26 protein-coding genes, 1 tRNA gene and 1 rRNA gene are annotated in these 23,252 nt (G+C 48.3%); 11 read left to right on the forward strand and 17 right to left on the reverse strand.

Annotation, left to right across the window (positions count from 1 at the left end):
* Window positions 1-57: 57 nt before the first annotated feature.
* From IX31_RS19840 to IX31_RS19880, 9 genes are all read right to left on the reverse strand, one after another.
* Window positions 58-450 carry a DoxX family protein gene (locus IX31_RS19840; protein WP_034461325.1) on the reverse strand — a complete coding sequence of 131 codons (393 nt, stop codon included), beginning with the start codon at window positions 448-450 and terminating at the stop codon, window positions 58-60.
* Window positions 451-649: 199 nt separating this feature from the next.
* Window positions 650-940, reverse strand: a complete 291-nt coding sequence (locus IX31_RS19845; protein ID WP_034461326.1) for a YqjK-like family protein — start codon at window positions 938-940, stop codon at window positions 650-652.
* Window positions 937-1,335: a phage holin family protein gene (locus IX31_RS19850; protein WP_034461327.1), complete on the reverse strand. Its 399-nt coding sequence runs from the start codon at window positions 1,333-1,335 to the stop codon at window positions 937-939. The genes IX31_RS19845 and IX31_RS19850 overlap by 4 nt, the downstream gene beginning before the upstream one ends.
* A 2-nt stretch (window positions 1,336-1,337) precedes the next feature.
* On the reverse strand, window positions 1,338-1,643 hold the full coding sequence (locus tag IX31_RS19855) for an ElaB/YgaM/YqjD family protein (RefSeq protein ID WP_034461328.1): 306 nt from the start codon (window positions 1,641-1,643) through the stop codon (window positions 1,338-1,340).
* 36 nt (window positions 1,644-1,679) lie between these two features.
* A complete protein-coding gene (locus IX31_RS19860; protein ID WP_034461330.1) occupies window positions 1,680-2,048 on the reverse strand; it encodes a DUF1090 domain-containing protein in 369 nt (122 codons plus the stop codon).
* Between the two features lie 169 nt (window positions 2,049-2,217).
* Window positions 2,218-2,595, reverse strand: a complete 378-nt coding sequence (gene mzrA, locus IX31_RS19865; protein ID WP_034461332.1) for an EnvZ/OmpR regulon moderator MzrA — start codon at window positions 2,593-2,595, stop codon at window positions 2,218-2,220.
* An 11-nt stretch (window positions 2,596-2,606) separates the two neighbouring features.
* Window positions 2,607-3,269 (reverse strand): DedA family general envelope maintenance protein YqjA, encoded by a 663-nt coding sequence (yqjA, locus tag IX31_RS19870; protein WP_034461333.1) that lies wholly within the window; start codon window positions 3,267-3,269, stop codon window positions 2,607-2,609.
* 473 nt (window positions 3,270-3,742) lie between these two features.
* Window positions 3,743-4,519 carry a transcriptional regulator ExuR gene (gene exuR / locus IX31_RS19875; RefSeq protein WP_034461334.1) on the reverse strand — a complete coding sequence of 259 codons (777 nt, stop codon included), beginning with the start codon at window positions 4,517-4,519 and terminating at the stop codon, window positions 3,743-3,745.
* 125 nt (window positions 4,520-4,644) lie between these two features.
* Window positions 4,645-5,940 (reverse strand): MFS transporter, encoded by a 1,296-nt coding sequence (locus IX31_RS19880; RefSeq protein WP_034461373.1) that lies wholly within the window; start codon window positions 5,938-5,940, stop codon window positions 4,645-4,647.
* Between the two features lie 492 nt (window positions 5,941-6,432).
* Here IX31_RS19880 and uxaC point away from each other — a divergent pair, with 492 nt between their 5' ends.
* The 3 genes from uxaC (at window position 6,433) to IX31_RS19895 (ending at window position 9,983) form a co-directional block, all read left to right on the forward strand.
* The gene (uxaC, locus tag IX31_RS19885) at window positions 6,433-7,842 is read left to right on the forward strand and encodes a glucuronate isomerase (RefSeq protein WP_034461336.1); all 1,410 of its coding nucleotides are present in this window, start codon (window positions 6,433-6,435) and stop codon (window positions 7,840-7,842) included.
* 18 nt (window positions 7,843-7,860) lie between these two features.
* Entirely contained in the window at window positions 7,861-9,348 is a 1,488-nt protein-coding gene (locus IX31_RS19890; protein ID WP_034461338.1) for a UxaA family hydrolase, read from the forward strand.
* A gap of 89 nt (window positions 9,349-9,437) precedes the next feature.
* Window positions 9,438-9,983: a YgjV family protein gene (locus IX31_RS19895; protein ID WP_034461339.1), complete on the forward strand. Its 546-nt coding sequence runs from the start codon at window positions 9,438-9,440 to the stop codon at window positions 9,981-9,983.
* A gap of 33 nt (window positions 9,984-10,016) precedes the next feature.
* Here IX31_RS19895 and sstT read toward each other — a convergent pair whose 3' ends face one another.
* From sstT to IX31_RS19920, 5 genes are all read right to left on the reverse strand, one after another.
* Window positions 10,017-11,261: a serine/threonine transporter SstT gene (sstT, locus tag IX31_RS19900; RefSeq protein ID WP_034461340.1), complete on the reverse strand. Its 1,245-nt coding sequence runs from the start codon at window positions 11,259-11,261 to the stop codon at window positions 10,017-10,019.
* 297 nt (window positions 11,262-11,558) lie between these two features.
* Window positions 11,559-12,527, reverse strand: coding sequence for a TerC family protein (locus IX31_RS19905; RefSeq protein WP_034461341.1), 969 nt, complete (start codon window positions 12,525-12,527; stop codon window positions 11,559-11,561).
* Between the two features lie 244 nt (window positions 12,528-12,771).
* Complete coding sequence (locus IX31_RS19910) at window positions 12,772-13,770, reverse strand: Gfo/Idh/MocA family protein (protein WP_034461342.1); 999 nt, start codon at window positions 13,768-13,770, stop codon at window positions 12,772-12,774.
* A 72-nt stretch (window positions 13,771-13,842) separates the two neighbouring features.
* Complete coding sequence (locus IX31_RS19915) at window positions 13,843-14,421, reverse strand: class I SAM-dependent methyltransferase (protein ID WP_034461343.1); 579 nt, start codon at window positions 14,419-14,421, stop codon at window positions 13,843-13,845.
* Window positions 14,422-15,438 carry an HNH endonuclease gene (locus IX31_RS19920; protein ID WP_034461344.1) on the reverse strand — a complete coding sequence of 339 codons (1,017 nt, stop codon included), beginning with the start codon at window positions 15,436-15,438 and terminating at the stop codon, window positions 14,422-14,424.
* 272 nt (window positions 15,439-15,710) lie between these two features.
* Between IX31_RS19920 and IX31_RS19925 the strand changes: the two genes are divergently transcribed.
* From IX31_RS19925 to IX31_RS19940, 4 genes are all read left to right on the forward strand, one after another.
* A tRNA-Leu gene (locus IX31_RS19925) sits at window positions 15,711-15,795 on the forward strand.
* Window positions 15,796-15,959: 164 nt separating this feature from the next.
* Entirely contained in the window at window positions 15,960-17,216 is a 1,257-nt protein-coding gene (locus tag IX31_RS19930) for a tyrosine-type recombinase/integrase (RefSeq protein WP_034461345.1), read from the forward strand.
* A 128-nt stretch (window positions 17,217-17,344) separates the two neighbouring features.
* A complete protein-coding gene (locus IX31_RS19935) occupies window positions 17,345-18,595 on the forward strand; it encodes a DNA cytosine methyltransferase (RefSeq protein ID WP_034461346.1) in 1,251 nt (416 codons plus the stop codon).
* Complete coding sequence (locus IX31_RS19940; RefSeq protein ID WP_034461348.1) at window positions 18,588-19,385, forward strand: hypothetical protein; 798 nt, start codon at window positions 18,588-18,590, stop codon at window positions 19,383-19,385. Before IX31_RS19935 ends, IX31_RS19940 begins: the two co-directional genes overlap by 8 nt.
* A gap of 291 nt (window positions 19,386-19,676) precedes the next feature.
* Here IX31_RS19940 and IX31_RS23835 read toward each other — a convergent pair whose 3' ends face one another.
* The 3 genes from IX31_RS23835 to IX31_RS19950 are packed head-to-tail and all read right to left on the reverse strand — an operon-like array spanning window position 19,677 to window position 20,559.
* Window positions 19,677-19,943, reverse strand: coding sequence for an ogr/Delta-like zinc finger family protein (locus tag IX31_RS23835; RefSeq protein WP_081908689.1), 267 nt, complete (start codon window positions 19,941-19,943; stop codon window positions 19,677-19,679).
* Window positions 19,944-19,945: 2 nt separating this feature from the next.
* Window positions 19,946-20,179, reverse strand: a complete 234-nt coding sequence (locus IX31_RS23035; protein ID WP_034461349.1) for an ogr/Delta-like zinc finger family protein — start codon at window positions 20,177-20,179, stop codon at window positions 19,946-19,948.
* Window positions 20,179-20,559 carry a hypothetical protein gene (locus IX31_RS19950; protein WP_157837389.1) on the reverse strand — a complete coding sequence of 127 codons (381 nt, stop codon included), beginning with the start codon at window positions 20,557-20,559 and terminating at the stop codon, window positions 20,179-20,181. The genes IX31_RS23035 and IX31_RS19950 overlap by 1 nt, the downstream gene beginning before the upstream one ends.
* Before the next feature lie 97 nt (window positions 20,560-20,656).
* Here IX31_RS19950 and IX31_RS23715 point away from each other — a divergent pair, with 97 nt between their 5' ends.
* The 4 genes from IX31_RS23715 to IX31_RS19970 form a co-directional block, all read left to right on the forward strand.
* Window positions 20,657-21,241, forward strand: a complete 585-nt coding sequence (locus IX31_RS23715) for a hypothetical protein (RefSeq protein ID WP_277813405.1) — start codon at window positions 20,657-20,659, stop codon at window positions 21,239-21,241.
* The gene (locus IX31_RS23720) at window positions 21,238-21,507 is read left to right on the forward strand and encodes a hypothetical protein (protein ID WP_034461351.1); all 270 of its coding nucleotides are present in this window, start codon (window positions 21,238-21,240) and stop codon (window positions 21,505-21,507) included. The genes IX31_RS23715 and IX31_RS23720 overlap by 4 nt, the downstream gene beginning before the upstream one ends.
* Window positions 21,508-21,994: 487 nt before the next feature.
* Window positions 21,995-22,411 (forward strand): AAA domain-containing protein, encoded by a 417-nt coding sequence (locus IX31_RS23725; protein WP_051880786.1) that lies wholly within the window; start codon window positions 21,995-21,997, stop codon window positions 22,409-22,411.
* Between the two features lie 564 nt (window positions 22,412-22,975).
* Window positions 22,976-23,252: ribosomal RNA gene (locus tag IX31_RS19970) — 16S ribosomal RNA — on the forward strand; the annotation flags it as partial.

A 23,252-nucleotide genomic window follows, 5' to 3' on the forward strand; every position in this document is an offset into this window, starting at 1 on the left:
AAAACAAAAAAGCGAAGGTATTAACCTTCGCTTTTACTTCTAATCAGTATAGAAGCCTTACCAGTTTTTCTTCAGAATACGGTCGATGCTGTAGGCACCTGGTCCGAAGATAGCTAGTAACAGGTAACCACCGGCGATGGTGAAGTTCTTCATAAACATTGTTGAGTTCATGCCCTGGCTGAAATCACCGTGGAACAAGAACGCTGTCAGAATTGTGAACACGGCAGTGATAATCGCTGTGGTACGAGTAAAGAAACCGAACAGAATTGCCAGGCCGCCGCCAAACTCAAGCAGAATGGTCAGTGGCAGTAAAAATCCAGGAACACCCATCGCTTCCATATATTGTTGAGTGCCGGCATAACCGTTAATTTTGCCCCAACCTGCAACGATGAACAGAATCGGCATCAGGATACGAGCTAACAGAACACCTGCATCATCTAATTTTTTCATTTTACTCTCCAGCGAATCTCTTGTGGGTGCTATCAGCCCAGGGATGTTTGTCTTTGCAATTCCCGGAGTTACCGGTGATTGCGGTTGATGGAAAGGATAATAGACGGGACGTTAAGGGATTGTTAGCAAGGAAAACTGTCGATGTTTTTCAATATTACTGACTAATAAAAACGCCGCCTGAATAAGGCGGCGTTGGAGACTAATGCGATTGCGGCTGTATTGTATTGCGAATCAGGCGCCATGTACTCCAGGCGCCTAGCCCGCGCCTTGCCCAACGCATCAGGAAGCCAGGGTGGCGGACTGTCCAGATAGCCATAACACTGCTGGCGACTAATGCATACCGGCGTAAGCTAATCAATGTGTTCCAGCTTCTGTCATAAGTCGCTGTCACTTCAAGCCAGTCGCGCTTACTTGCACTTAAATCCAGCCGTTGCTGCTGAATCTGGCTGAGTAAAAATGCTTTGCGTTTATCTAGCTCACGTTTGCTCATAGTTTGTCATCTTCCAGCAACGAGCGGTCATTTTCGAGCTCGCGACGGGTATGGCGAAGCAAAGTGGACTGACGCGATTTATGCAGAGTCCAGATACCACCGATGAAAGCCAGACCCAACAGAACGACTGTTGTCGCGATCATAGCGTTCAGGCGGTATTGCGGCTCGACGGCCCAGAAAACCAGCACCACAAGACTCATTAAGCCAAATGCAGCAAACAGCATGGTTAACCCAAGCATCAGGAGTAACTGGATGAGATGTGCTTTCTCCTCTTCCAGTTCAACGACGGCAAGCCGCACACGCGTTTCCACCATCCCAACGATGATAGTGACAAGGCGCTGGCCAATGCCGAGCACGCCTTTACCTGGACCTTGAGGTTGATGGGATTCAGGCATAATTAACGACGCGTCAGCAGGACACCGAGTACGACGCCAATCGCCGCCCCAATGCCAACACCAGTCCATGGGTTTTCACGCACATAATCGTCAGCTTTCGCGGCGGCTTCACGGGTTTGTTTAGCAATAACATCACCGGTATCACCCAGGCGTACACGGCTTTCTTTCAGTGCTTTTTCAGCTTTGCCACGCAGCTTTTCAAGTTCAGATTTTGATTTATCCGTCGATGCACTCAGCACCTCTTCAAGGGTATCTGCCAGGGATTTCAACTCAGCGCGCAAATGTTCTGATGTAGTATCTTTTGACATGGTTCTCTCCAGGTGTTTGAGGTTGATCCTTAAAACTTAGTAATCACGAGCCTGCAAAGTTTTCAGCTCGTGCTCAGCTTCAGCCAGTTTCTGTTCCCGTTTTGAAATTTTATCAGCATCGCCTTTTTCGCGAGCTTCCTTCAAGTCTGCTTTCCGTTCGGTGATTTCAGCTTTTTGTTCGTTGATTTTCTTCTGATGAGCCGCGCGTAAACTGCTGTCAGTACAATTAGCGCGAACTTCTTTCAACGCTTTGTTGAGCCCGTCGACACGGCTTTTGTTCTGGTGCTTCTCCGCATAGCCAATTTCACGTTGAATATCCTGTTCTTTTTCACTGCACAGCGAGCTCGCATGTGCCACAGAAGTCAGAGATAACAAGGCAAGAGCCAGTACGGTACGGTAATTCATGTTTACAACCTTCCATTGTGAATGTGCATTCAGCCGCGAGGTTAAGGCCACACAAAATCCAAAAATTATACGAATATGATGATTTGTAGCGATTTAAGTAAAAACAAGCATAGTCAGAAATTGAGTAAAACCCCAATCCTCGTTAGCAAATTAGGATTGCAGGAAAGGGTTAACCGATGCGGATATTTTCGTTGAGCACACGTGTAAGCCATGTGCTGGCGCTGTCATCTTCATCTTGCTGAGCGATAACGTAGCCATGTGGCAGCGTTTTATACAACACGGCTTTAGCAGCCTCGCTTTGCGCACTCGAATCAAATTTTATCAATAACGAATTGTTGTCAGGCGTAATGCTTTTAAAGCGAATACCGTTGGCATCAAGGTGGTGCCAGACATAAAACCCGTCAGGCATGCTGATGCCCTGTTGGCTGGAGCGAATCTCAAGTGTGGACTCAGTGCGCTGCATTCCCGACCATATCAGTATCGAGGCCGCGGCAATTGCGCCAATCAACATCGTGGCCCTTAGGCCACGAAAAAAATGTGTTTTCATCGTTATCCCTCTTAACTGCGGTTACCGTATTTTTTACGCCAAAGCACAATCAACGAACCGATCAGACCAATAACCAGTAACACGACTGGTAGCAGCATCAGGCAGGACATCAATGCATCTTCATATTTCAGGAATACTGGCGTTTTACCGAGCAGATATCCTAGCGTGGTGAGGATTAGTACCCATAACAGGCCGCTCATCCAGTTGAAGAACTGGAAACGCGCATTGTTCAGACCAGATAAACCAGCAATAGTTGGTAACAGGGTACGAACAAATGCAATGAAGCGACCAATCAGCAATGCAGACAAGCCATGTTTATGGAACAAGTTGTGCGCACGCTGGTGATAATGTGCGGGAAGATGCGATAGCCAGTTCTGCACGATTCTCGTGTTTCCAAGCCAACGCCCTTGAATATAACTAAGCCAGCAGCCGAGGCTTGCGGCGGTTGTCAGTAAAAGTACGGTTTCCGGAAAACCCATCGCCCCTTTGGCAATCAGCACGCCTACCAAAACTAATAAACTATCACCGGGTAGGAAGGCTGCAGGCAGGAGGCCGTTTTCAAGGAATAAAATCATGAACAAGACGAAATAAAGCATGCCAATCATTCCCGGATTGGCGAGCGTTTCAAAATCCTGGCTCCAGAGAGCGTTCAACAGTTGCGAGAGAAGTTCCATTCAGTGTTCCTGGCACATCGGTTAAGGCCGCTGATCAATGTCAGATAAGTAGAGTGCGGCTTTGTTATACCCTTACATACTCAAGTCGCATGTGCGTTGGCAATACTCGACCCATTTCTGGGCCTCGCTCACCTCAGTCACTTACTTAAGTAAGCTTCGGTGAATTCACTGCGTCGCCGCCTTCCTGCAACTCGGATTATTCTGGGTATATGCCTTGTTGTAGTTGCCGCCTACAATCCACTGCTCGTAAGCCATTCGCGCCACAACTCCATGTGAATGCGACCGGGTAGCTACTTAGCAAAGCTAATACCAACAGTGAAATTGCATCTAATTGTAACAAAGCTCTGTCTAATGCGTCACAGTATTTGTGCTTTGTTGAGGATTGATTTTGATGACTCGTCGGGGGGCTGGCGAGGGTATTTACAAACGCTGACACTATTGGTTGGTTTGCTTACCCTCGCGCGGGAAAATGACTATTTTTGACCGTTTGCGGCAGTATCGAGATGAATAACCGGATTATCTGCAAATAAGTAGCGATCGGCATTAAATTCGAAATCATCGCTGGTCGCATCAAATAGCATCTGTTTGGTATTTTCCAGATGTTGCCACATCGCCAGTTTGGCGGCATGAGGATCTTTACGAATCAGTGCTTTAAGAATTTGGTCGTGGTCTTCACACCAGTTATCCACGGTGCGTTTATCAATGTGCTCGTGAAGTTTTTTCCAGTATGGGTTGTGGATACGCTGGCTCCACATTTTTTCCACGATTGCGGCAAGGGCGCTATTTTGCGAGGCCAGTGCGACTTGAGTGTGAAAATGAAGGTCCCACTCTGAATCACGGAAACTTTCCTCATTACGCGCCATTTCCTGAATTTCCATCAGTTTGACAATATCTTGCTTCGTGACCTGGGTGGCGGCAAATTCTGCGATATTGCTTTCAATCAACTGGCGAGCCTGTAGCAGCTCAAATGGCCCAAAGCTTGCGAACTCAAACTGTTCGTCAGGAAGGTTGGTGTACTTCGCCTGATTGGCGATGACGTGGATGCCAGAGCCTTTACGTACTTCAACGTAACCTTCCACTTCCAGCATAATAATCGCTTCACGAACCACAGTGCGGCTCACGTTCTTTTCTTCAGCAATAAAGCGCTCTGCCGGGAGTTTTTCCCCAACCAGATAAACACCGTTTTCGATGCGTTGTTTAAGTTCAGCTGCCAATTGCTGATAAAGACGACGTGGTTCCATAACTTCCATCTGTAGCTCCGGGAAAGGTCCTGCGGGTAACCTTATTTGTTATACCACTTTTCAAAGTTCGGCTCCACATTCTAGATACACAAAAGCCGCCCGTGGGCGGCTTTGTAAACAAATTTGAGACACCGTTATGCTATTGCTTGCTTCGGTTTTTGCGAGTCGTTCAACTCACTGATTGGTTTGTTCTGTAGCACAGTCCAGATAACGATAGCGCCGAGGATATCGAACACTGCCAATGCAGCAAACAGTGGGCTAAAGCCAAGGGTATCAGCCAGTGCGCCTACAACCAGAGCAAACATGGTGCTCGCAGTCCAGGCTGCCATACCGGTCAGGCCGTTTGCCGTGGCCACTTCGTTACGACCGAACACGTCAGAAGACAGTGTGATCAGTGCGCCAGACAGTGACTGGTGAGCAAAGCCGCCAACACACAGCAGAGCGATTGCAACATATGGGCTAGTGAACAGGCCGATTGTACCTGGAGCAATCATCAGAATCGCACCCATGGTCACAACCAGTTTACGAGAAACAATCAGGTTAACACCGAATACGCGTTGGAATATTGGTGGCAGGTAGCCGCCAACGATACAACCCAGGTCAGCAAACAGCATTGGCAGCCAGGCAAACATCGCAATGTGTTTCAGGTCAAAGCCGTAGACTTTAAACATGAACAATGGGATCCAGGCGTTGAAAGTACCCCAGGCTGGCTCAGCAAGGAAACGCGGCAGAGCAATACCCCAGAATTGACGGTTCTGCAGGATTTTCCAGGCGCTCATTTTTTTGCTGTTGTTAGTCTGGTGATGCGCTTCCTGCCCACCGATGATGTATTCGCGTTCTTGTTCAGAAAGACGTTTCTGATCGCGTGGGTGTTTGTAGAAAACCAACCATGCCATTGCCCATGCAAAGCTCAGCACACCGGAGATGATGAAAGCCATCTGCCAGCTGTGCATCACAATAGCCCATACCACTAATGGTGGAGCAATCATGCCGCCGATAGAAGAGCCCACGTTGAAGTAACCAACGGCGATTGAACGCTCTTTAGCCGGGAACCATTCACTACTGGCTTTCAGACCAGCTGGAATCATAGCCGCTTCAGCTGCACCAACGGCACCACGAGCGATTGCCAGACCACCCCAGCTTCCTGCCAGTGCCGTAGCACCACAGAAAATTGCCCATGCGACAGCGAAGAATGCGTAGCCCACTTTCGTACCCAGTACATCAAGCACGTAACCTGCAACAGGCTGCATGATGGTGTAGCAAGCTGAGTAAGCCGCGATGATGTAGGAATATTGCTGAGTGGAAATATGCAGCTCTTCCATCAATGTTGGCGCAGCTGCAGCAATAGTGTTACGTGTCAGGTAACCCAGAATTGTACCCATGGTTACCAGGGCTATCATGTACCAGCGCAAGCCTTGAATCTTTCGCATTTCGAATGTCATCCCGTCTTATAAACAACCGCATATCATGCGGTCGTACGTCCGGCACTGCTGCCAGAGCGTTTGATCTATAAAGGGGTTCATATCCGGGGGTATCACCCGGTACGACCCGTACCTTGCCATATTTAAAAAAAACTGCCTGTGGCAATTCCGGTTTCCGTACCGCGATGCGCTGTTATTGATATCAGCGTCTGAAGTAATTCCATTACGACTGTATTGCGACGGCAGAAAGATAACTTGTCATACAGCTTCAAAAGTTGAGTGATATCACAAAAGTGTCGATCGGCTCCCTCTTAGGGGGTAGGGGCTTTCAGGCCAGAACTGGCGCGGGATGCGGCTTGGTTTTAAACACAATATTAACAATAAAAGTGTGGTTTTTGTGACGGATACCACAAAAATCCACTCGGTCTCCAGAAATTGGTGTGATAACTTTATTTGCATTATGCGCAAGCATCGAACTGCTATGAACAGAGGAACCCTACAATGGCCCAGTTTATGACTGAAGATTTTCTCCTGGATACCGAATTTGCACGCCGTTTGTATCATGAGTTTGCAGCCGATCAGCCTATTTTCGACTATCACTGCCACTTACCACCACAGCAAGTAGCTGAAGATTACCGTTTCAAAAACCTGTATGACATCTGGTTAAAAGGTGATCACTACAAGTGGCGTGGCATGCGTGCAAACGGTGTGGAAGAGCGTCTGTGTACTGGTGATGCATCTGACCGTGAGAAATTTGATGCCTGGGCTGCAACTGTTCCGCACACTATCGGTAACCCGCTGTATCACTGGACTCACCTCGAACTGCGTCGTCCATTCGGCATCACTGGCAAACTGTTATCTCCAACAACTGCTGATGAAATCTGGAGCGAATGTAACGAGTTACTGACTCAGGACAACTTCTCTGCGCGCGGCATCATGAAGCAGATGAACGTGAAAATGGTCGGTACGACTGATGACCCAATTGACGATCTGCGTTTCCATCGCCAAATCGCACTCGATGCGTTCGAAACCAAAGTGCTGCCAAGCTGGCGCCCGGATAAAGCGTTCAACATTGAACAAGCTACCTTTGCTGAGTACATGGGCAAGCTGGCTGAAGTGTCTGATACCGACATTCGCCGTTTCAGCGATCTGCAAACTGCACTGAGCAAGCGTCTGGATCACTTCGCAGAACATGGTTGTAAAGTGTCTGACCACGCACTGGACGTTGTTCTGTTTGCAGAAGCAGACGAGGCGACTCTGGATGGCATCCTGGCGCGTCGTCTCTCCGGCGAAACTCCGAGTGAGCACGAAGTTGCACAGTTCAAAACTGCGGTTCTGGTTTGGCTGGCTGCGGAATACACCCGTCGCGGTTGGGTTCAGCAGTACCACATCGGTGCGCTGCGTAACAACAACCTGCGTCAGTTCAAACTGCTGGGACCAGATGTGGGCTTTGACTCCATCAACGACCGTCCAATGGCGGAAGAACTTTCTCGCCTGCTCAGCAAGCAAAACGAAAACAACGAACTGCCAAAAACTATTCTGTATTGCCTGAACCCACGCGATAACGAAGTGCTGGGTACCATGATTGGCAACTTCCAGGGCGAAGGTATGCCAGGAAAAATGCAGTTTGGTTCCGGTTGGTGGTTCAACGACCAGAAAGATGGCATGGAGCGTCAAATGACGCAGCTGGCGCAACTGGGTCTTCTGAGCCGTTTCGTTGGCATGCTGACTGACAGCCGTAGCTTCCTGTCATACACCCGCCACGAATACTTCCGTCGCATCCTGTGCCAGATGATTGGCCGTTGGGTTGAAGCGGGCGAAGCTCCAGCTGATATCAAGCTGTTGGGCCAAATGGTGGAAAACATCTGCTTTAACAACGCCCGAGACTACTTTGGCATTGAACTGAACTAATCAGGCTCTGAGGTTGATATGCAATATATTAAGATCCATACGCAAGATAACGTCGCTGTTGCGTTAGTGGACCTGGCTGAAGGTGAAGTGGTTACCGTTGAAGGTGTAGAGGTTACTCTGCGCCAGCCGGTGCTTCGTGGCCATAAATTTGCGCTGGTTACCATTGCGCAAGGTGAGAACGTCGTTAAATACGGTTTACCTATTGGCCATGCTTTGGCGACGATTGAAGCCGGTGAGCACATTCACTCACACAATGCGCGTACTAATCTGAACGATTTGGATGAGTATAGCTATCAACCTGATTTCCAGTCTCTGGCAAGCCAGGCTGCAGACCGCGATGTGAGCGTTTACCGTCGTGAAAACGGCTCAGTAGGCGTACGTAACGAGCTGTGGATTCTGCCAACCGTGGGCTGTGTAAACGGCATCGCACGTCAGATCCAGAATCGTTTCCTGAAACAGAACAACGATGCCGATGATATCGACGGTGTGTTCCTGTTCAGCCATCCGTTCGGTTGTTCACAGTTGGGTGAAGACCACGTCAACACTCGCACCATGCTGCAAAACATGGTGCACCACCCAAATGCGGGTGCGGTGCTGGTGATTGGCCTGGGTTGCGAAAACAACCAGGTGAGCGCCTTCCGCGAAACGTTGGGTGAATATGATGCATCTCGTGTTCACTTCATGGTTTGCCAACAGCAAGACGACGAAGTTGAAGCCGGGCTTGAGCAACTGCAAGAGCTGTACGAAGTGATGCGTCATGACAAACGTGAACCAGGTAAAATTAGCGAACTGAAATTCGGCCTTGAGTGCGGTGGTTCTGACGGTTTATCCGGTATTACGGCTAACCCAATGCTGGGGCGTTTCTCCGATTATATGGTGGCTAATGGCGGCACAACAGTGCTGACAGAAGTCCCGGAAATGTTTGGTGCTGAACGTATTCTGATGAGCCACTGCCGCGACGAAGGGACGTTTGAAAAAACCGTCACCATGGTGAACGACTTCAAACAATACTTCATCGAACACAACCAGCCGATCTACGAAAACCCATCACCAGGGAATAAAGCTGGCGGTATCACCACGCTCGAAGAAAAATCCCTCGGCTGTACGCAAAAAGCCGGTGAGAGCGAGGTTGTCGATGTCCTGCGTTATGGCGAGCGTCTGAAAACGCCTGGCCTGAACCTGTTAAGTGCGCCGGGTAACGATGCGGTTGCCACCAGTGCATTGGCTGGAGCAGGTTGCCATATGGTGCTGTTCAGCACCGGTCGTGGCACACCATACGGCGGTTTTGTACCGACAGTTAAAATCGCAACCAACAGTGAACTGGCCACCAAAAAGCCACACTGGATCGATTTTGACGCAGGCAAACTGCTGCACGGCAGCGACATGAATACACTGCTGACAGAGTTTATCGACACCATTGTTGATATCGCTAACGGCAAGAAAACCTGCAACGAGCGTAATGATTTCCGCGAGTTGGCCATCTTTAAAAGTGGTGTCACGTTGTAAGTAGCGTCGCAGGTGCTACCATGAAACGGCATTTTGATATTCGAAATGCCGTTTTTTTTTCGCCTCATTTTAACTCACAAGGATTTGTCATGACCGCGTATTGGGTTGCCCAGGGCGTCGGCGTTCTCGCCTTTGTGGTTGGCATTACCACGTTCATTAACCGCGATGAACGGCGCTTCAAGTTACAACTGGCGGCTTACAGCGCCATCATCGGTATTCATTTCTTCCTGATGGGTGCAAGTCCCGCGGGCATGAGTGCGGAGCTTAACGCGATCCGAACCGTAATTTCCCTGCGCACTCGCAGTCTGTGGGTGATGGGGATTTTTATCGCGCTGACATTGGGCTTGGGTCTTGCGAAGTTTAATCACGCGATGGAATTACTGCCGATTGCCGGAACTGTCGCCAGTACCTGGGCATTATTCCGCTGCAAAGGGCTGACCACGCGCTGTGTGATGTGGTGCTCTACCGCTTGCTGGGTAACGCATAACTTCTGGCTAGGGTCGATTGGCGGGACGTTAATCGAAGGGAGTTTTTTGGTTATGAACGGCCTGAACATCATTCGCTTCTGGCGCATGCAAAGGCGGGGAATTGACCCGTTTAAGGTCGAAAAAGAGGTGCAGCAACAAGAGGGATAACTCCCCGCCACCAAGGGCAGGGAGCTTTGAGCATTAACCGCGTAACGGATTATTGTCTGCCAGACGTGCATCCTCAGCCTGGCAAGCCGCTGCGGTAAACAGCACGTCGGTAGAAGAATTCAGCGCGGTTTCGCAAGAATCCTGCAACACACCGATGATAAAGCCGACAGCAACCACCTGCATGGCAATCTCATTCGGAATACCGAACATGCCGCATGCCAGTGGAATAAGCAGTAAAGAACCACCCGCCACACCAGAAGCCCCGCAAGCACACAATGAAGCCACCACGCTCAATAGCAGCGCAGTTGGCAAGTCCACCGGCACGCCCAGAGTATTGACTGCCGCCAGCGTCAGTACGGTAATAGTGATTGCCGCACCCGCCATGTTGATGGTAGCGCCTAACGGGATAGATACTGAGTAAGTGTCACGGTCCAGATTCAGCTTCTCGCACAGCGCCATGTTCACGGGAATATTGGCCGCAGAGCTGCGGGTGAAGAAGGCAGTTACGCCACTCTCACGCAGGCAAGCGAAAACCAGTGGGTACGGGTTGCGACGAATTTTGATGAATACCAGCAGTGGGTTGATAACCAGCGCCACGCCGAACATACAGCCAACCAGTACCAGCAGCAGTTGCGCATAGCTCCAAAGCGTTTCGAAGCCCGTCGTTGCAAGTGTTGATGCTACCAGGCCGAAGATGCCGATTGGGGCGAAGCGAATCACCACACGAACGATGAAGGTCACCGCATCGGAAACGTCGTTAATCAGGTTTTTAGTGCTTTCATTCCCGTGGCGCAGAGCAAAGCCCAGACCCACAGCCCACACCAGAATCCCGATGTAGTTCGCTTCCAGCAGTGCGTGAATCGGGTTGGAAACCATACTCAACAACAGGCCGCGCAGCACTTCCACAATGCCTGATGGTGGCGTGATATCAGTCGCGCCAGTGACCAGATGTAGCGTGGAGGGGAACAGGAAACTGACCACTACAGCGGTTAACGCGGCGGTGAAAGTTCCCAGAAGATAGAGCACCAGAATCGGGCGAATACTGGTTTTCTGGCCGTGCTTATGGTTGGCGATTGACGCCATCACCAGCATCAGAACCAGCACCGGGGCGACGGCCTTCAGTGCGCCGACGAACAGTGTTCCGAGCAACCCAACAGCAATAGCCGCAGGTTTTGAAATTGCCGCCAGTGCGATACCCAGCACCAGACCGACGAGAATCTGTTTTACCAGACTGCCTTGTGCCAGGCGTTTAAGAATACCCGGAGATTGCGTAGCCATGAATAACCTTCCTGTGTTGTATGTCGTCCCATCCTGTGTCGGTACTCTGAGGTACTTTTCTGACCGGATGTAAAGAAATGTGTTTGCCTGGTCGAGTATAAGGAAATGTCGCAGGGTAGTAAGTAGTAATCACTGATTATTTCGACGCAGGCCAGGTTTTATAACTAATAATTAACAAATCCGTGACATTAGCAACATTTCTCACGGCAGATGCTATAAAAAGAAAAACCCCGCCATAGGCGGGGTCAACGATGCTTTATCGTAGGTCGGATAAACGGAGTGTCATCCGACGAGATATTACTTCGCGAGTTTCTTCTGGTCGTTACGGTAATTCACGATAGCGTTGATGATTAATGTTAACGCCAGAATACCGCCCACCACACCAAGCGAAATCGCGATTGGAATGTGATAGAAATCGACAATCATCATCTTCACGCCGATGAACACCAGGATAATCGACAGGCCGTATTTCAGCATGGAGAAGCGCTCAGCCACGCCTGCCAGCAAGAAGTACATCGCACGCAAGCCGAGGATTGCGAACAGGTTAGATGTCAGCACGATGAACGGGTCAGTCGTTACCGCGAAGATTGCCGGAATACTGTCGACCGCGAAAATCACGTCGCTTAGTTCAACCAGAATCAGCACCAGCAGCAATGGCGTTGCGAACAAAATACCGTTCTTACGAATAAAGAAGTGCTCACCTTCAATTTTATCCGTCATACGCAGGTGGCTGCGAATCCAACGCACCAGCGGTTTATCGCCAATGCCGCCTTCATCTTCTTTCGCCAGCGCCATTTTGATACCGGTGAACAGCAAGAACGCGCCGAACACATACAGCAGCCATTCGAACTGGGAAATCAGCCAGCTGCCCGCGAATATCATAATAGTACGCAGCACAATCGCGCCCAATACACCGTAAACAAGCACACGGCGCTGCAATGCAGCAGGAACAGCAAAGTAGCTGAACAGCATCAGCCAGACGAAGACGTTATCCACCGCCAGCGCTTTTTCAATCAGATAACCGGTGAGGAAGGCGAGAGCTTGTGTGTCTGCCACTTCACGGCCAGATGTCCCGGTGAGATACCACCAGAATGCTGCGTTAAACAGCAGCGAAAGCGAAACCCAGACCAGGGACCAGACGGCCGCCTGCTTCATGGACATGGTGTGCGAGCCTTTACGTCCCTGAAGAAGGAGGTCGATAGCCAGCATGATGACGACTACGACGGCAAAACCGCCCCACAGTAATGGAGTGCCGACACTATTCATAAAAATTATTCCTATAAAAACAAAAACGGCCAACGTCGGAAGACGCCAGCCGCTAATGCTTGCAACAGGGATCTCGCCTTCCGGCAAGGTCTCACTTACAACGTTTTAAACGTTGCTCGGTAACCGGGTGCTTTCACACCGTAATGACGATTAACCGACAATGAAGTTACTCCCCTTTGCGGGTAACAAAATATTACGAATGCTACAATCCGTCAACATCCTGCTACCCCGCTTTTACACACCTTTACGCCGGTAACTGTACAGAGACATCATCCGCCGGGAATTTCACGCCAGTTTGTGCGCGGATCTCGGTACTCAATGCCGCAGTAGAACGTGATGTAACCAGACCTGGATGATTCACTTCGTTGTCATTGACCAGACGAGCAAAGACTTCGGCTTCATAAAGCATAGTATTAATATGCTGTGGCAGTGTCAGATCCTGCGGTTTGCCGCCGCGTGGAATAAAGGTGATGCGCTGGCATTCAGAGATTTTCTCTATCACCAAAGAACCGGCTTCGCCCTGAATCTCGCTTGGGATAGTTGAGTCGCTCACTTTTGAGTGCAGTAGATTCACGTCAAAATCGCCGTAATTCATCTGCACCGAACCGTGTGCATCGACACCACTTTCCAGCAAGCTGGCGGTTGCTTGAACCGAATACGGTTCGCCCCACAGCGCAACCGCCGAGGCCAGCGTATAAAAACCGATATCCATAATCGAGCCGTTGGAGAACGCCGGATTAAAGGTGTTAGGGTTCTCGCCATCGAGATAGCGCTGATAGCGCGAAGAGTACTGACAATAGTTGAGCAGCACTTTGCGAATCTTGCCCACTTTCGGCAGCGCTTGTTGCAGCGCGATAAAGTTTGGCAGGCTGGCGGTTTTAAACGCTTCGAACAACACCACCTGGTTTTCACGCGCGCAGGCAATCGCCGCTTCCACTTCACGCAAATTAGACGCCAGCGGCTTCTCGCAAATCACATGCTTTTTATGGCTGAGAAACAACAACGTTTGCGGGGAGTGCAGAGAATTCGGGCTGGCGATGTACACTGCATCAATGGCATCGCTCTTCGCCATCGCATTCAGATCGGTAAATAGATGTTCCACCGGATAGTCACTGGCAAAACTTTGTGCCTGTTCCAGCGAGCGGGAGTAGACCGCGGTGAGTTTATATTTGCCACTTTCGTGGGCAGCATCGACGAACTGACGGGTGATCCAGTTAGTTCCAATAACAGCGAGGCGTATCATAAACGGGTGCTATCTCCGAAGGGGATTATCTTTGAAAGACTATCATGATGTGTGGGGAAAACCAGTGCTGGGCTAGCGTTTTCTGAGAAGTGCATTTAGCCATATCTCGTCACGCTCGGGACGCTTGTCTTGCGTCGTCCACAGCGATTCAATTTCCACTTCTGGCGTGGTTTCCAGTAACGCCTGGAAACTTGCTTCGTTCATATCCGTAAATTTACGCCCATCCTTTTCACGCTCGCCGTCGCCATACTTAAATGACACGTACCAGATGCCAGAAGGTTTGAGGGCGTATGTCAGGTTCTGCATTACCGTTGGTAATTCCTGCGCGGGAACGTGAAGAAGGGAAGCACAGCACCAGATGCCGTCATATTTTTCTTTTGCATCCACATCTGCGAATGTCATCTGCTTAACAGATAAACCAGAGTGCTGGATTGCTAACGCCATCATTTCTGATGAAGCATCGAACGCTTCAACTTGATAACCCATTTCATGGAACGCTTTAGCGTCACGACCGGAACCGCATCCAGCATCTAATACCTTCGCGCCGAGCGGTAAATGACAGGTAAAAGTTTCATACAGCGCGCTCATATCAACATTTACCGTGCCATCGAAAAAGGTCTGCGCGTTGTTTTGGTAATAATTAAGCGTCATTCAGAATGTTGCCTCACCTTCGGCTTTCGGTTCCCAGGTATGGAAAAGCCTGTTGTTTTTGACTTTATTCCAGTGGCTTTCAAGAAAATCTATCCGCCGTTCCGGCTGTTTTCCAGTCTGATTCACAATAGTTTCATGTAGTGGCAGTTTGCTTTGAATAAAGTACTCGTTGCGGACATGAAGCCGCTGCAACAGTTTGCGGCTCGGCAGATGCGAGGATTTACCCTCAACGCCACGGTTACAGCATTTACACGCCAGCACCAAATTCCACACGCCATTGATATTGTTTACCTCTTCACGCGCAGACCACGGAATAAAGTGATCAACGTCAGCCAGTTCGACGTCACCGGGTATCAGACTGATGGGTTTAAAACAGTAAAAACAACGGCCCTTCTGGTAACCATTCAGACTATCCCGACAACTGGTGATATCGACTCGGCGTTCATTAACTCGGCTAAACAGCAGCTTATTATGTTCATCGAACTCAACCGCAACAAGATTCCGGGAAACGCCCATCGCCCAGGCCTGCTCGACCAGATTCCAGCGCGCGTTGGTCTCAAAGGCCAGATTCTGATATTGATGCCGTTCGCTCAACTGGTAAAAGTTATCGGTAAGCCGAATCCCCTTATGCGTTTTTCGTTCATCAAGGAAAAAGCGCTTCTCTATCTCGCCTTGGTTAACATTATGGAAGGCATCAATCACATTGTTGAACCCGAGACGCACCGTTGTTTCTGTCAATTTATCCTGCGATATCTCACCATTGTTAAACTGCACGCAGGCTTTCAGATACTGACTACCCCGGGACGTGATTTGCTTTGGGGCATGTAAAAGATGCTCGCAAAGATGCCGACTAAACGGAACGGCCAGATCTTCAAGTGTGACCAGATCACTACCTGATTTGTCCACTTCATACAAAGCATGTGCGAGAGCAAATTTGTAAGATGCGACGTTTCTTCCAAAAAGGATCACGCCGCGCCAATAATTCTCAAGCGTGGGGTCAGCCTGATAAAAATCCATTCACGTTTCCCGGTTACGGTTTGGTCATGCAGAAGAGAGCTGGGTTAATGAAACCTGTAACGTGATCACATAACAAATGAAAGGTGATGTAAACCGAGGAAGGATAGATTTAGTGAATCTGTGAAGCGGATACGGCGGGGAAACGGCAGAGAAGGGTAATAAACTGAGGATGCGTTTGTTTTTTCAGCACTTAGAACGTAAAAGGTAGAATGGGGCTTGCAAGGCAGTCTGTGACAGGTATAATCCCCAACGTTTTCCGCATACCTCTTCGTGCCGAAGTGGCGAAATCGGTAGACGCAGTTGATTCAAAATCAACCGTTGAAAGACGTGCCGGTTCGAGTCCGGCCTTCGGCACCATTTGAATGTTCGAGAACGTCCGTAACAGTCCGTAAGTTACTAAAAATAAAGCCGAAAGGCTTTTTTTTTGGTCCCAATTCGTCCGAGCACATCCGTTGCAATCCGGACATTGGTGGGGGCATAATTGGGGGCATCTTCACTTCGATTGAAAATGTGCCCCCAAAATGAAGCTCAACGCCCGCCAAGTCGAAACAGCCAAACCAAAAGAGAAATCCTACAAAATGGCCGATGGTGGCGGTTTGTATCTTGAGGTTACGAGCAAAGGATCTAAATACTGGCGCATGAAGTATCGGCGACCAGTGGATAAGAAAGAAGACAGATTAGCGTTCGGTGTCTGGCCGACTGTCACTCTTGCCGAGGCAAGAGCAAAACGTGATGAAGCTAAAAAGTTACTCGTTCAGGGAATAGATCCAAAAGCCGAGCAGAAAGAAGCCCAAGCTGAAACCTCCGGTGCCTATTCCTTTGAAACCATTGCACGCGAATGGCATGCAAGTAATAAGCGGTGGGGCGAATATCATAGTTCGCGTGTGCTTCGCTATCTGGAACTTTATCTCTTCCCTCAAATTGGCTCCGCTGATATTCGTAAGCTCAAAACCAGTAACCTTCTAGCGCCGATCAAAATTGTGGACGCTAGTGGAAAACACGATGTAGCGCAGCGGCTGCAACAACGTGTTACGGCCATCATGCGTTATGCCGTTCAGAACGATTACATTGATTCTAATCCTGCCAGCGATATGGCTGGAGCATTAACTTCAGCCAAAGCTCGTCATTATCCCGCCTTACATTCAAGTCGATTCCCTGAGTTCCTTGCCCGTCTTGCTGCCTATCGTGGCCGCAAAATGACGCGTATTGCAGTCGAGTTATCTCTACTTACCTTTGTTCGCTCCAGTGAGATGCGATTTGCTCGATGGGATGAGTTTGATTTTGATAACGCTTGCTGGCGGATACCGGCGCAGCGTGAAGAAATTAAAGGTGTGCGTTACTCCTATCGTGGGATGAAGATGAAAGAGGAACATATCGTCCCGTTAAGCACTCAGGCTTTAACTTTGTTGGATGAGTTGAAGCAGCTCAGTGGGGATAATCCGAGGCTGTTTCCCGGTGACCACGATCCAAACAAAGTTATGAGTGAAAACACGGTTAATAACGCGCTAAGGACTATGGGCTATGACACTCAAACGGAAGTGTGTGGGCATGGTTTCAGAACAATGGCGCGTGGTGCTTTGGGTGAGTCAGGTTTGTGGAGTGATGACGCGATAGAACGCCAGTTGAGCCACTCAGAACGAAATAATGTGCGTGCGGCTTACATTCATACGTCAGAACATCTTGATGAGCGTCGCTTGATGGTGCAGTGGTGGGCTGATTATCTTCACTCAAATAAAGAGCAACATATCACGCCTTATGATTTTGCTAAGAGTGTCTAAATGAGTGTATAAACCGTTGGTATCGAATGTGTTTAAGGACTGTATTTATGTACATATGTAATCATGATAAAGTAGTTAGGTAGAGTAAAAAGAAATTTTGTTATTTATTGAATATATTGAGGTTTTTTATGAGTAGGCCATTAGGTATCGATCTTTTTTCCGGTGCAGGTGGAATGTCCTTAGGCTTTGAAAAGGCAGGTTTTGATATCGCTGCATCTGTCGAAATAGATCCGATTCATTGCGCTACACATAAATATAATTTCCCTCTGTGCACAACTATTTGTGCAAGTGTGGAGAAAATTTCTGGCGATGAAATAAGAAAGCTTGCAGGTTTAGAAAATAAAGATATTGATGTTGTATTTGGTGGGGCTCCTTGCCAAGGTTTTTCTTTAATAGGTAAGAGGGCGTTAGATGACCCTAGAAACCAATTGGTTTCACATTATGTTCGCCTAGTAAAGGAATTGTCACCAAAGTTTTGCGTCTTTGAGAACGTGAAAGGTTTAACAATTGGAAAACATGCAAAATTCTTGAGTGAGATAATAGAGTCGCTTAATGATGCAGGATATGAAGTTCTTACTCCTTATAAGGTTTTGAACGCTTCAAAATTCGGCGTGCCGCAGAGTAGGGAGAGGCTTTTCTTAATTGCAGCAAAGAAAGGACAAGAATTACCTCAATATCCGACAGAGCTTGAATATTCAGTGACTGTTGGTGATGCTATATCAGATCTTCCAGATGCTGATAAGTTCTTTCAACTTAAAAAATTGGATTCAGTCGAGACTCATTGGACTACAATATCAAATTATGCCCGAGTGCTTCGTGGTTTAGAAAAAGATAAAGATGATTATGGATATGAACGGAAGTTTAACGTCAACTTATTAAGTTCAAGCCTAAGAACAGAACATACAAAATTATCTCAGCAACGATTCGTAGCTACTCCAAATGGCGAGACTGAACCAGTAAGTAGATTTAGAAAACTTGATTTCAACGGTTTGTGTAATACATTACGGGCAGGTACAGACAGCGCTCGAGGAGCATTCACTTCACCTAGACCTATTCATCCGGCACTTCCGCGAGTTATTACTGTTCGTGAAGCCGCTCGTTTGCACTCTTATCCTGACTGGTTCAGATTTCATAGCACAAAGTGGCATGGGTTCAGGCAGTTAGGGAACAGCGTTCCTCCATTTTTAGCTAGGGCTGTTGCCTCGGAAATTATCAAAAAATTGGAAGTCAGTCCTTCAAAACCTAAGAAGAAATTAGATCTAGGCGATGAATGGCTTTTAACCCTTGATATGAAATCAGCTGCAAAACTCTTTGAAGTTCCAGTCGATACCATAGCCCAAAGAACGCGAAAAGAAAAAAAGGAAGTTATCAATGAGTAAGAGTAATAATTACCTCGCAATCATTGAGAAAATATTTTTCTCTCATTACAAAGAAGGGATTCGAGAATTTGAGTTTGAAAGGACTGAAATCGGTCTAATGGCTTCTGAATTGGGGGTTGATATCCCAAAAAATGTCGGTGATGTTATTTATGCAGTAAGATATAGAATTGAACTACCTGAAAAAATAGCAAGCACTGCCGACTTAGGTTACGAGTGGATTATTAGTGGGGTTAAAAGAGCTGGATATAAATTCCATCAAGTAAAAATGAACAGGATCGTTCCAAGAGAGGATTTTGTAACTATAAAAATACCTGATGCAACACCTGAGATAATTGAGCGCTATGCTTTAAGTGATGAGCAAGCGCTATTAGCTAAAGTCCGTTACAACAGACTTATTGATACTTTTCTTGGTATCACGGCTTCATCTCTTCAAAACCACCTTAGGACTACAGTTAAAGGTGTAGGGCAAATAGAAATAGATGAAATATACGTTGCAGTTGATAAGTTTGGGCGGCAGTTTGTTATTCCAGTACAAGCAAAAGGTGGGAATGATAAACATGCTGTCGTTCAAACCAAACAAGATATTTTATGCTGCGCGGAAAAATTCCCTAATTTAATTTGCAAGGCTGTATCTGCTCAATTTATGGCAAATAATAAAATTGCAATGTTCGAGTTGGTTGTACAGGATGATGAAGTAAGAGTTGTTGATGAAAAGCACTACTTGTTAGTTTCTGCATCGGACATTACTGACAGTGATATTGTTCGATATAGCCAACTAGCAAAACCATGATGTTTTGTTCTGCGCGCAATGCTATCCCCGACACGCCTGCCCGCTTCATGGGTGGGTTTTAATGCAGTTGCCTGACCATCCCGAAGCCGCGCCAGCTCTGGGGCTGCCAAGTGTAAAAAATACGGGATTTTGCATGCAAATTCATGCACAGAAATGCAGACAAATAATCAGAAAATGGTGTGTTTTTGGCGGTGGTTTATGACAGTAAATGGTGATGTGAATGCGGGATTTTAATGCGATAAAACGCCGCATTTAGAGTCAGTACAACAACGCTAAACACGGCGATTTTTATTATTCAAGGCGCATGGTGTGGCTTACCGTTTTTTCCGGCACAGGGCGTGTGATGGGCTGCTCGTGTGCCTTCAAAATGCTGTCGGGTGGAACAGGTCTGCAAATAAACTGGGTAAACACATGGAAGGTTTTAAACACAAATCCGTATTCTGAATCCCTGCAAATGTAATAGCGTTCAATGGTTTCACTGGATGCAGGTCTTGAGGTTCTGCTGTAGCAAATCCTCTGACAGCGTGGGCATTTGAAGCCCACAGTGGATTTAGCCATTTTCACTCTCCCCCAACGTTAATTGCGGTATCACTCTCGTCCGGCGATGAACACGATTGACCAGTTATTCTGGGCTTTTGTATCGAATTAACGGCCATAAACAAGCTCTCATTCGTTACAAAAGTGGCTGAACAGTAGACGTTCTGACACTGCACTATCATCTCCTTGCTGCCGTCCTCCAGGTATGCGGTTTCCCGCGTATGCCCGGCGGTGCTGCACAGCGGGCAGCGCATCATCACAGACCTCCTTTTTCTTTAAGCAGGCTCTCCTTGCGCTTAATTTCGTTAAAAGCAACGTGGCGTTTCGCTGGTGAGGCCAGTGTCTCATCCATATATTTACTCAGCGCTGGCGAAAGACCGATAACTGACAGCTCCGGTTCACTGGCCATATCAAAGGCATACTTCGTCACACGTGGCTCCAGGTACGCCCGGATCTCCGCATAAACACTTTTATCAATATCGACTTCATACTCGCTGAAACGGCCATTGTGCGTCGTACGGGCTTGTTCAGCCGACAGCGCCATACGTTTTAATTTTACTGCACGCACGATGCCATCAAGGGCACTGAGTGACTGACTCAGCTCCTTGTCCGCCAGTGCGACAACCGGAAAAAACACACTGGTTCTTTCTATCATTGCGACCGAATGGGCGAGATCCACCCTCGATAAAACACAACTACCGGTAGTGATTGCTACCTCAACCAACAATCAGGCCGTGAACAATATCATTGAAGCGTTCGGTAAAGATTTTTCCACCGGCACTGGAGTAATGGCCGGGCGTTGGCTGCCTGAGCTGAAAAGCTACGGCGCTTACTTTCCGTCTTCGGGCCTTAAGGCTGATGCCGCAAAAAAATATCAGACGGATGACTTTTTCAATCGTGTTGAGTCTCTTGAATATGTTGAGGAGGCGCTGCTCTTCTGTATAGAGAAAGCAAGGGCGGGGTTTCCATTGGCAGATTGCAGCTCCCCCGAACGTGTCGTGGATCTTCTGCATGAGTATTTAACCAGGCAGTCAGCGCAGCTGAAGCTAATAGAACCCGCATGGGACAGCCTTAACCGCATCCGCCAGGAGCGGAATGCCATTAGCGAAGATCTCGACCAATATATTCAGGATAAAAATACGTCACTGCTCGGCTGCGCGAATGAAATCGTATTTTTAACCCAGGTAAAAAGCATTGGCAGCAATACCGTGCGGGTGAGCCGTTGGTATATGCGTTCTTCTCCTGGATCCCCGCCATTCGCACTAAACGGCACTATCAGATTAACAATTTCCTGGACGAAACGTTTGGCACAAGAATGATTCCGTTCCAGGGGACTGCACCGGAAGGCATCGATGCATTTATCGACGGCCTGATTGCGCAAGACGTTTCCCAACGGGAAAGAGAGGCTGCCCTTTGTTGGCACGACTTGACCCATTCGCCGGGTCATGCGAGTGAACAGGAACTGAGACTGAAGGGAGCCGACGAGCTTGCCGATATGCAGATCCGCTTCCCCGCATTCCTGTTGGCGACTCATTACTGGGAAGGCGGCTGGTTAATGGATATGGCAGCGATTGACAATATATAGAAAGAAAAAGGTCTTAAAGGGGCGAAAACAATTAAGGCTCGCTGGCAACGTAGAATGAAGCTTACTCCATGCGTGGTGATGACCCGTTACATGCTGCCTCACCATATGGTCATCAGGTAACATATTGGCGGGGCTAAGAAATTTGATGATGGCTATTTATATAACTTCACTGATTTGCTGATTGTCGATGAAGCAGGGCAGGTGCTCCCCGAAGTGGCCGAAGCTTCTTTTGTACTAGCGAAGAAAGCGCTAGTGATTGGCGACACGGAGTAGATTGCACCTATCTGGAACAGTTTACCCGCCATTGATATAGGCAATATGGTGGAGGAAAACATTCTCCCCGGTGGTACTCAGGAAGAGCTGACGGATGCCTATGCGCTAATGTGTGAGTCAGGTAAAAGCGCTGCATCGGGCAGCGTTATGAAAATGGCTCAGTTTAGCTCGCGCTATCAGTACGATCCGGACCTTGCCCGTGGGATGTACCTTTATGAGCACCGTCGCTGCCTTGATAACATCATCGGCTATTGTAATGCGCTCTGCTATCACGGCAAGTTACAGCCAAAGCGGGGAACCTTCGCTAACGGTCGGCACAGTGCACTCTCTGCAGGGCGCGGAAAGGGCGATCGTTATCTTTTCCCCTGTTTATTCCAAACATGAAGATGGCGGGTTTATCGACAGCGACAGCAGTATGCTGAACGTTGCCGTCTCACGCGCCAAAGATAGCTTCCTGGACTTCGGAGATATGGATCTGTTTGAGATTCAGCCTGGCTTTTCGCCGCGAGGGTTGCTGGCAAAATACCTGTTCTCTTCTGATGGCAATGCTTTGCAGTTTGAGTTCAAGGAACGCAAAGATTTAAGCGCAACACAAACACAGATTTCAACCCTACACGGTGTGGAGCAGTGACCCTGAATGTGAAGCAGTATATATGTAGTGCCGTATGAGTTAGGCCGAATCGTCATTTTCTATCCTTTATATAGAAGAAGAGATTCCTTTCGGGGTCTTGAGTGGAAATATCGACACGATTGTGGATAACTTTGTGCACAACTGCGTATAAGGTGGGGTTTTGCTGTGGAATGCAGCAGTCAGTCAAATTAGTGCATATTTAGGGTTGCAGCCTCAGGATAACTCCCTATAATGCGCCTCCATCGACACGGAACATGTGAACAACATCACAGAGTAACGGCGGCGATGAGAGTCAAATATCCTGAAATTAAGGGTTGACTCTGAAAGAGGAAAGCGTAATATACGCCACCTCGAGTTAGCAAGCGAAAGCGCCTAACTCACTGCTCTTTAACAATTTATCAGACAATCTGTGTGGGCACTCGCAGGATTGATATCTCAGATACCTTCGGGTATCACAAAAAATATCAAGTCTTGAAGAGTGACCAAGCAGTAATTCATTTAGTTGAATTATTACGAAAGTTAATTTTTGAGCACCGCTTCACGAGTTGAAGCAAATCAAGCTTTTAATTGAAGAGTTTGATCATGGCTCAGATTGAACGCTGGCGGCAGGCCTAACACATGCAAGTCGAGCGGTAGCACAGGGAGCTTGCTCCTGGGTGACGAGCGGCGGACGGGTGAGTAATGTCTGGGAAACTGCCTGATGGAGGGGGATAACTACTGGAAACGGTAGCTAATACCGCATAACGTCTTCGGACAAAAGAGGGGGACCTTCGGGCCTCTTGCCATCAGATGTGCCCAGATGGGATTAGCTAGTAGGTGAGGTAATGGCTCACCTAGGCGA

Source organism: Buttiauxella noackiae (assembly GCF_000737905.1).
GTDB classification, from domain to species: Bacteria; Pseudomonadota; Gammaproteobacteria; order Enterobacterales; family Enterobacteriaceae; genus Buttiauxella; species Buttiauxella noackiae.

Excerpts from the sequence above, each read along its gene's own strand:
- IX31_RS19840 (WP_034461325.1), bottom strand. The coding sequence starts at position 450 with ATGAAAAAATTAGATGATGCAGGTGTTCTGTTAGCTCGTATCCTGATG.
- IX31_RS19845 (WP_034461326.1), bottom strand. The coding sequence starts at position 940 with ATGAGCAAACGTGAGCTAGATAAACGCAAAGCATTTTTACTCAGCCAG.
- IX31_RS19850 (WP_034461327.1), bottom strand. The coding sequence starts at position 1,335 with ATGCCTGAATCCCATCAACCTCAAGGTCCAGGTAAAGGCGTGCTCGGC.
- IX31_RS19855 (WP_034461328.1), bottom strand. The coding sequence starts at position 1,643 with ATGTCAAAAGATACTACATCAGAACATTTGCGCGCTGAGTTGAAATCC.
- IX31_RS19860 (WP_034461330.1), bottom strand. The coding sequence starts at position 2,048 with ATGAATTACCGTACCGTACTGGCTCTTGCCTTGTTATCTCTGACTTCT.
- mzrA (WP_034461332.1), bottom strand. The coding sequence starts at position 2,595 with ATGAAAACACATTTTTTTCGTGGCCTAAGGGCCACGATGTTGATTGGC.
- yqjA (WP_034461333.1), bottom strand. The coding sequence starts at position 3,269 with ATGGAACTTCTCTCGCAACTGTTGAACGCTCTCTGGAGCCAGGATTTT.
- exuR (WP_034461334.1), bottom strand. The coding sequence starts at position 4,519 with ATGGAAGTTATGGAACCACGTCGTCTTTATCAGCAATTGGCAGCTGAA.
- IX31_RS19880 (WP_034461373.1), bottom strand. The coding sequence starts at position 5,940 with ATGCGAAAGATTCAAGGCTTGCGCTGGTACATGATAGCCCTGGTAACC.
- uxaC (WP_034461336.1), top strand. The coding sequence starts at position 6,433 with ATGGCCCAGTTTATGACTGAAGATTTTCTCCTGGATACCGAATTTGCA.
- IX31_RS19890 (WP_034461338.1), top strand. The coding sequence starts at position 7,861 with ATGCAATATATTAAGATCCATACGCAAGATAACGTCGCTGTTGCGTTA.
- IX31_RS19895 (WP_034461339.1), top strand. The coding sequence starts at position 9,438 with ATGACCGCGTATTGGGTTGCCCAGGGCGTCGGCGTTCTCGCCTTTGTG.
- sstT (WP_034461340.1), bottom strand. The coding sequence starts at position 11,261 with ATGGCTACGCAATCTCCGGGTATTCTTAAACGCCTGGCACAAGGCAGT.
- IX31_RS19905 (WP_034461341.1), bottom strand. The coding sequence starts at position 12,527 with ATGAATAGTGTCGGCACTCCATTACTGTGGGGCGGTTTTGCCGTCGTA.
- IX31_RS19910 (WP_034461342.1), bottom strand. The coding sequence starts at position 13,770 with ATGATACGCCTCGCTGTTATTGGAACTAACTGGATCACCCGTCAGTTC.
- IX31_RS19915 (WP_034461343.1), bottom strand. The coding sequence starts at position 14,421 with ATGACGCTTAATTATTACCAAAACAACGCGCAGACCTTTTTCGATGGC.
- IX31_RS19920 (WP_034461344.1), bottom strand. The coding sequence starts at position 15,438 with ATGGATTTTTATCAGGCTGACCCCACGCTTGAGAATTATTGGCGCGGC.
- IX31_RS19930 (WP_034461345.1), top strand. The coding sequence starts at position 15,960 with ATGAAGCTCAACGCCCGCCAAGTCGAAACAGCCAAACCAAAAGAGAAA.
- IX31_RS19935 (WP_034461346.1), top strand. The coding sequence starts at position 17,345 with ATGAGTAGGCCATTAGGTATCGATCTTTTTTCCGGTGCAGGTGGAATG.
- IX31_RS19940 (WP_034461348.1), top strand. The coding sequence starts at position 18,588 with ATGAGTAAGAGTAATAATTACCTCGCAATCATTGAGAAAATATTTTTC.
- IX31_RS23835 (WP_081908689.1), bottom strand. The coding sequence starts at position 19,943 with ATGGCTAAATCCACTGTGGGCTTCAAATGCCCACGCTGTCAGAGGATT.
- IX31_RS23035 (WP_034461349.1), bottom strand. The coding sequence starts at position 20,179 with ATGATGCGCTGCCCGCTGTGCAGCACCGCCGGGCATACGCGGGAAACC.
- IX31_RS23720 (WP_034461351.1), top strand. The coding sequence starts at position 21,238 with ATGATTCCGTTCCAGGGGACTGCACCGGAAGGCATCGATGCATTTATC.
- IX31_RS23725 (WP_051880786.1), top strand. The coding sequence starts at position 21,995 with ATGAGCACCGTCGCTGCCTTGATAACATCATCGGCTATTGTAATGCGC.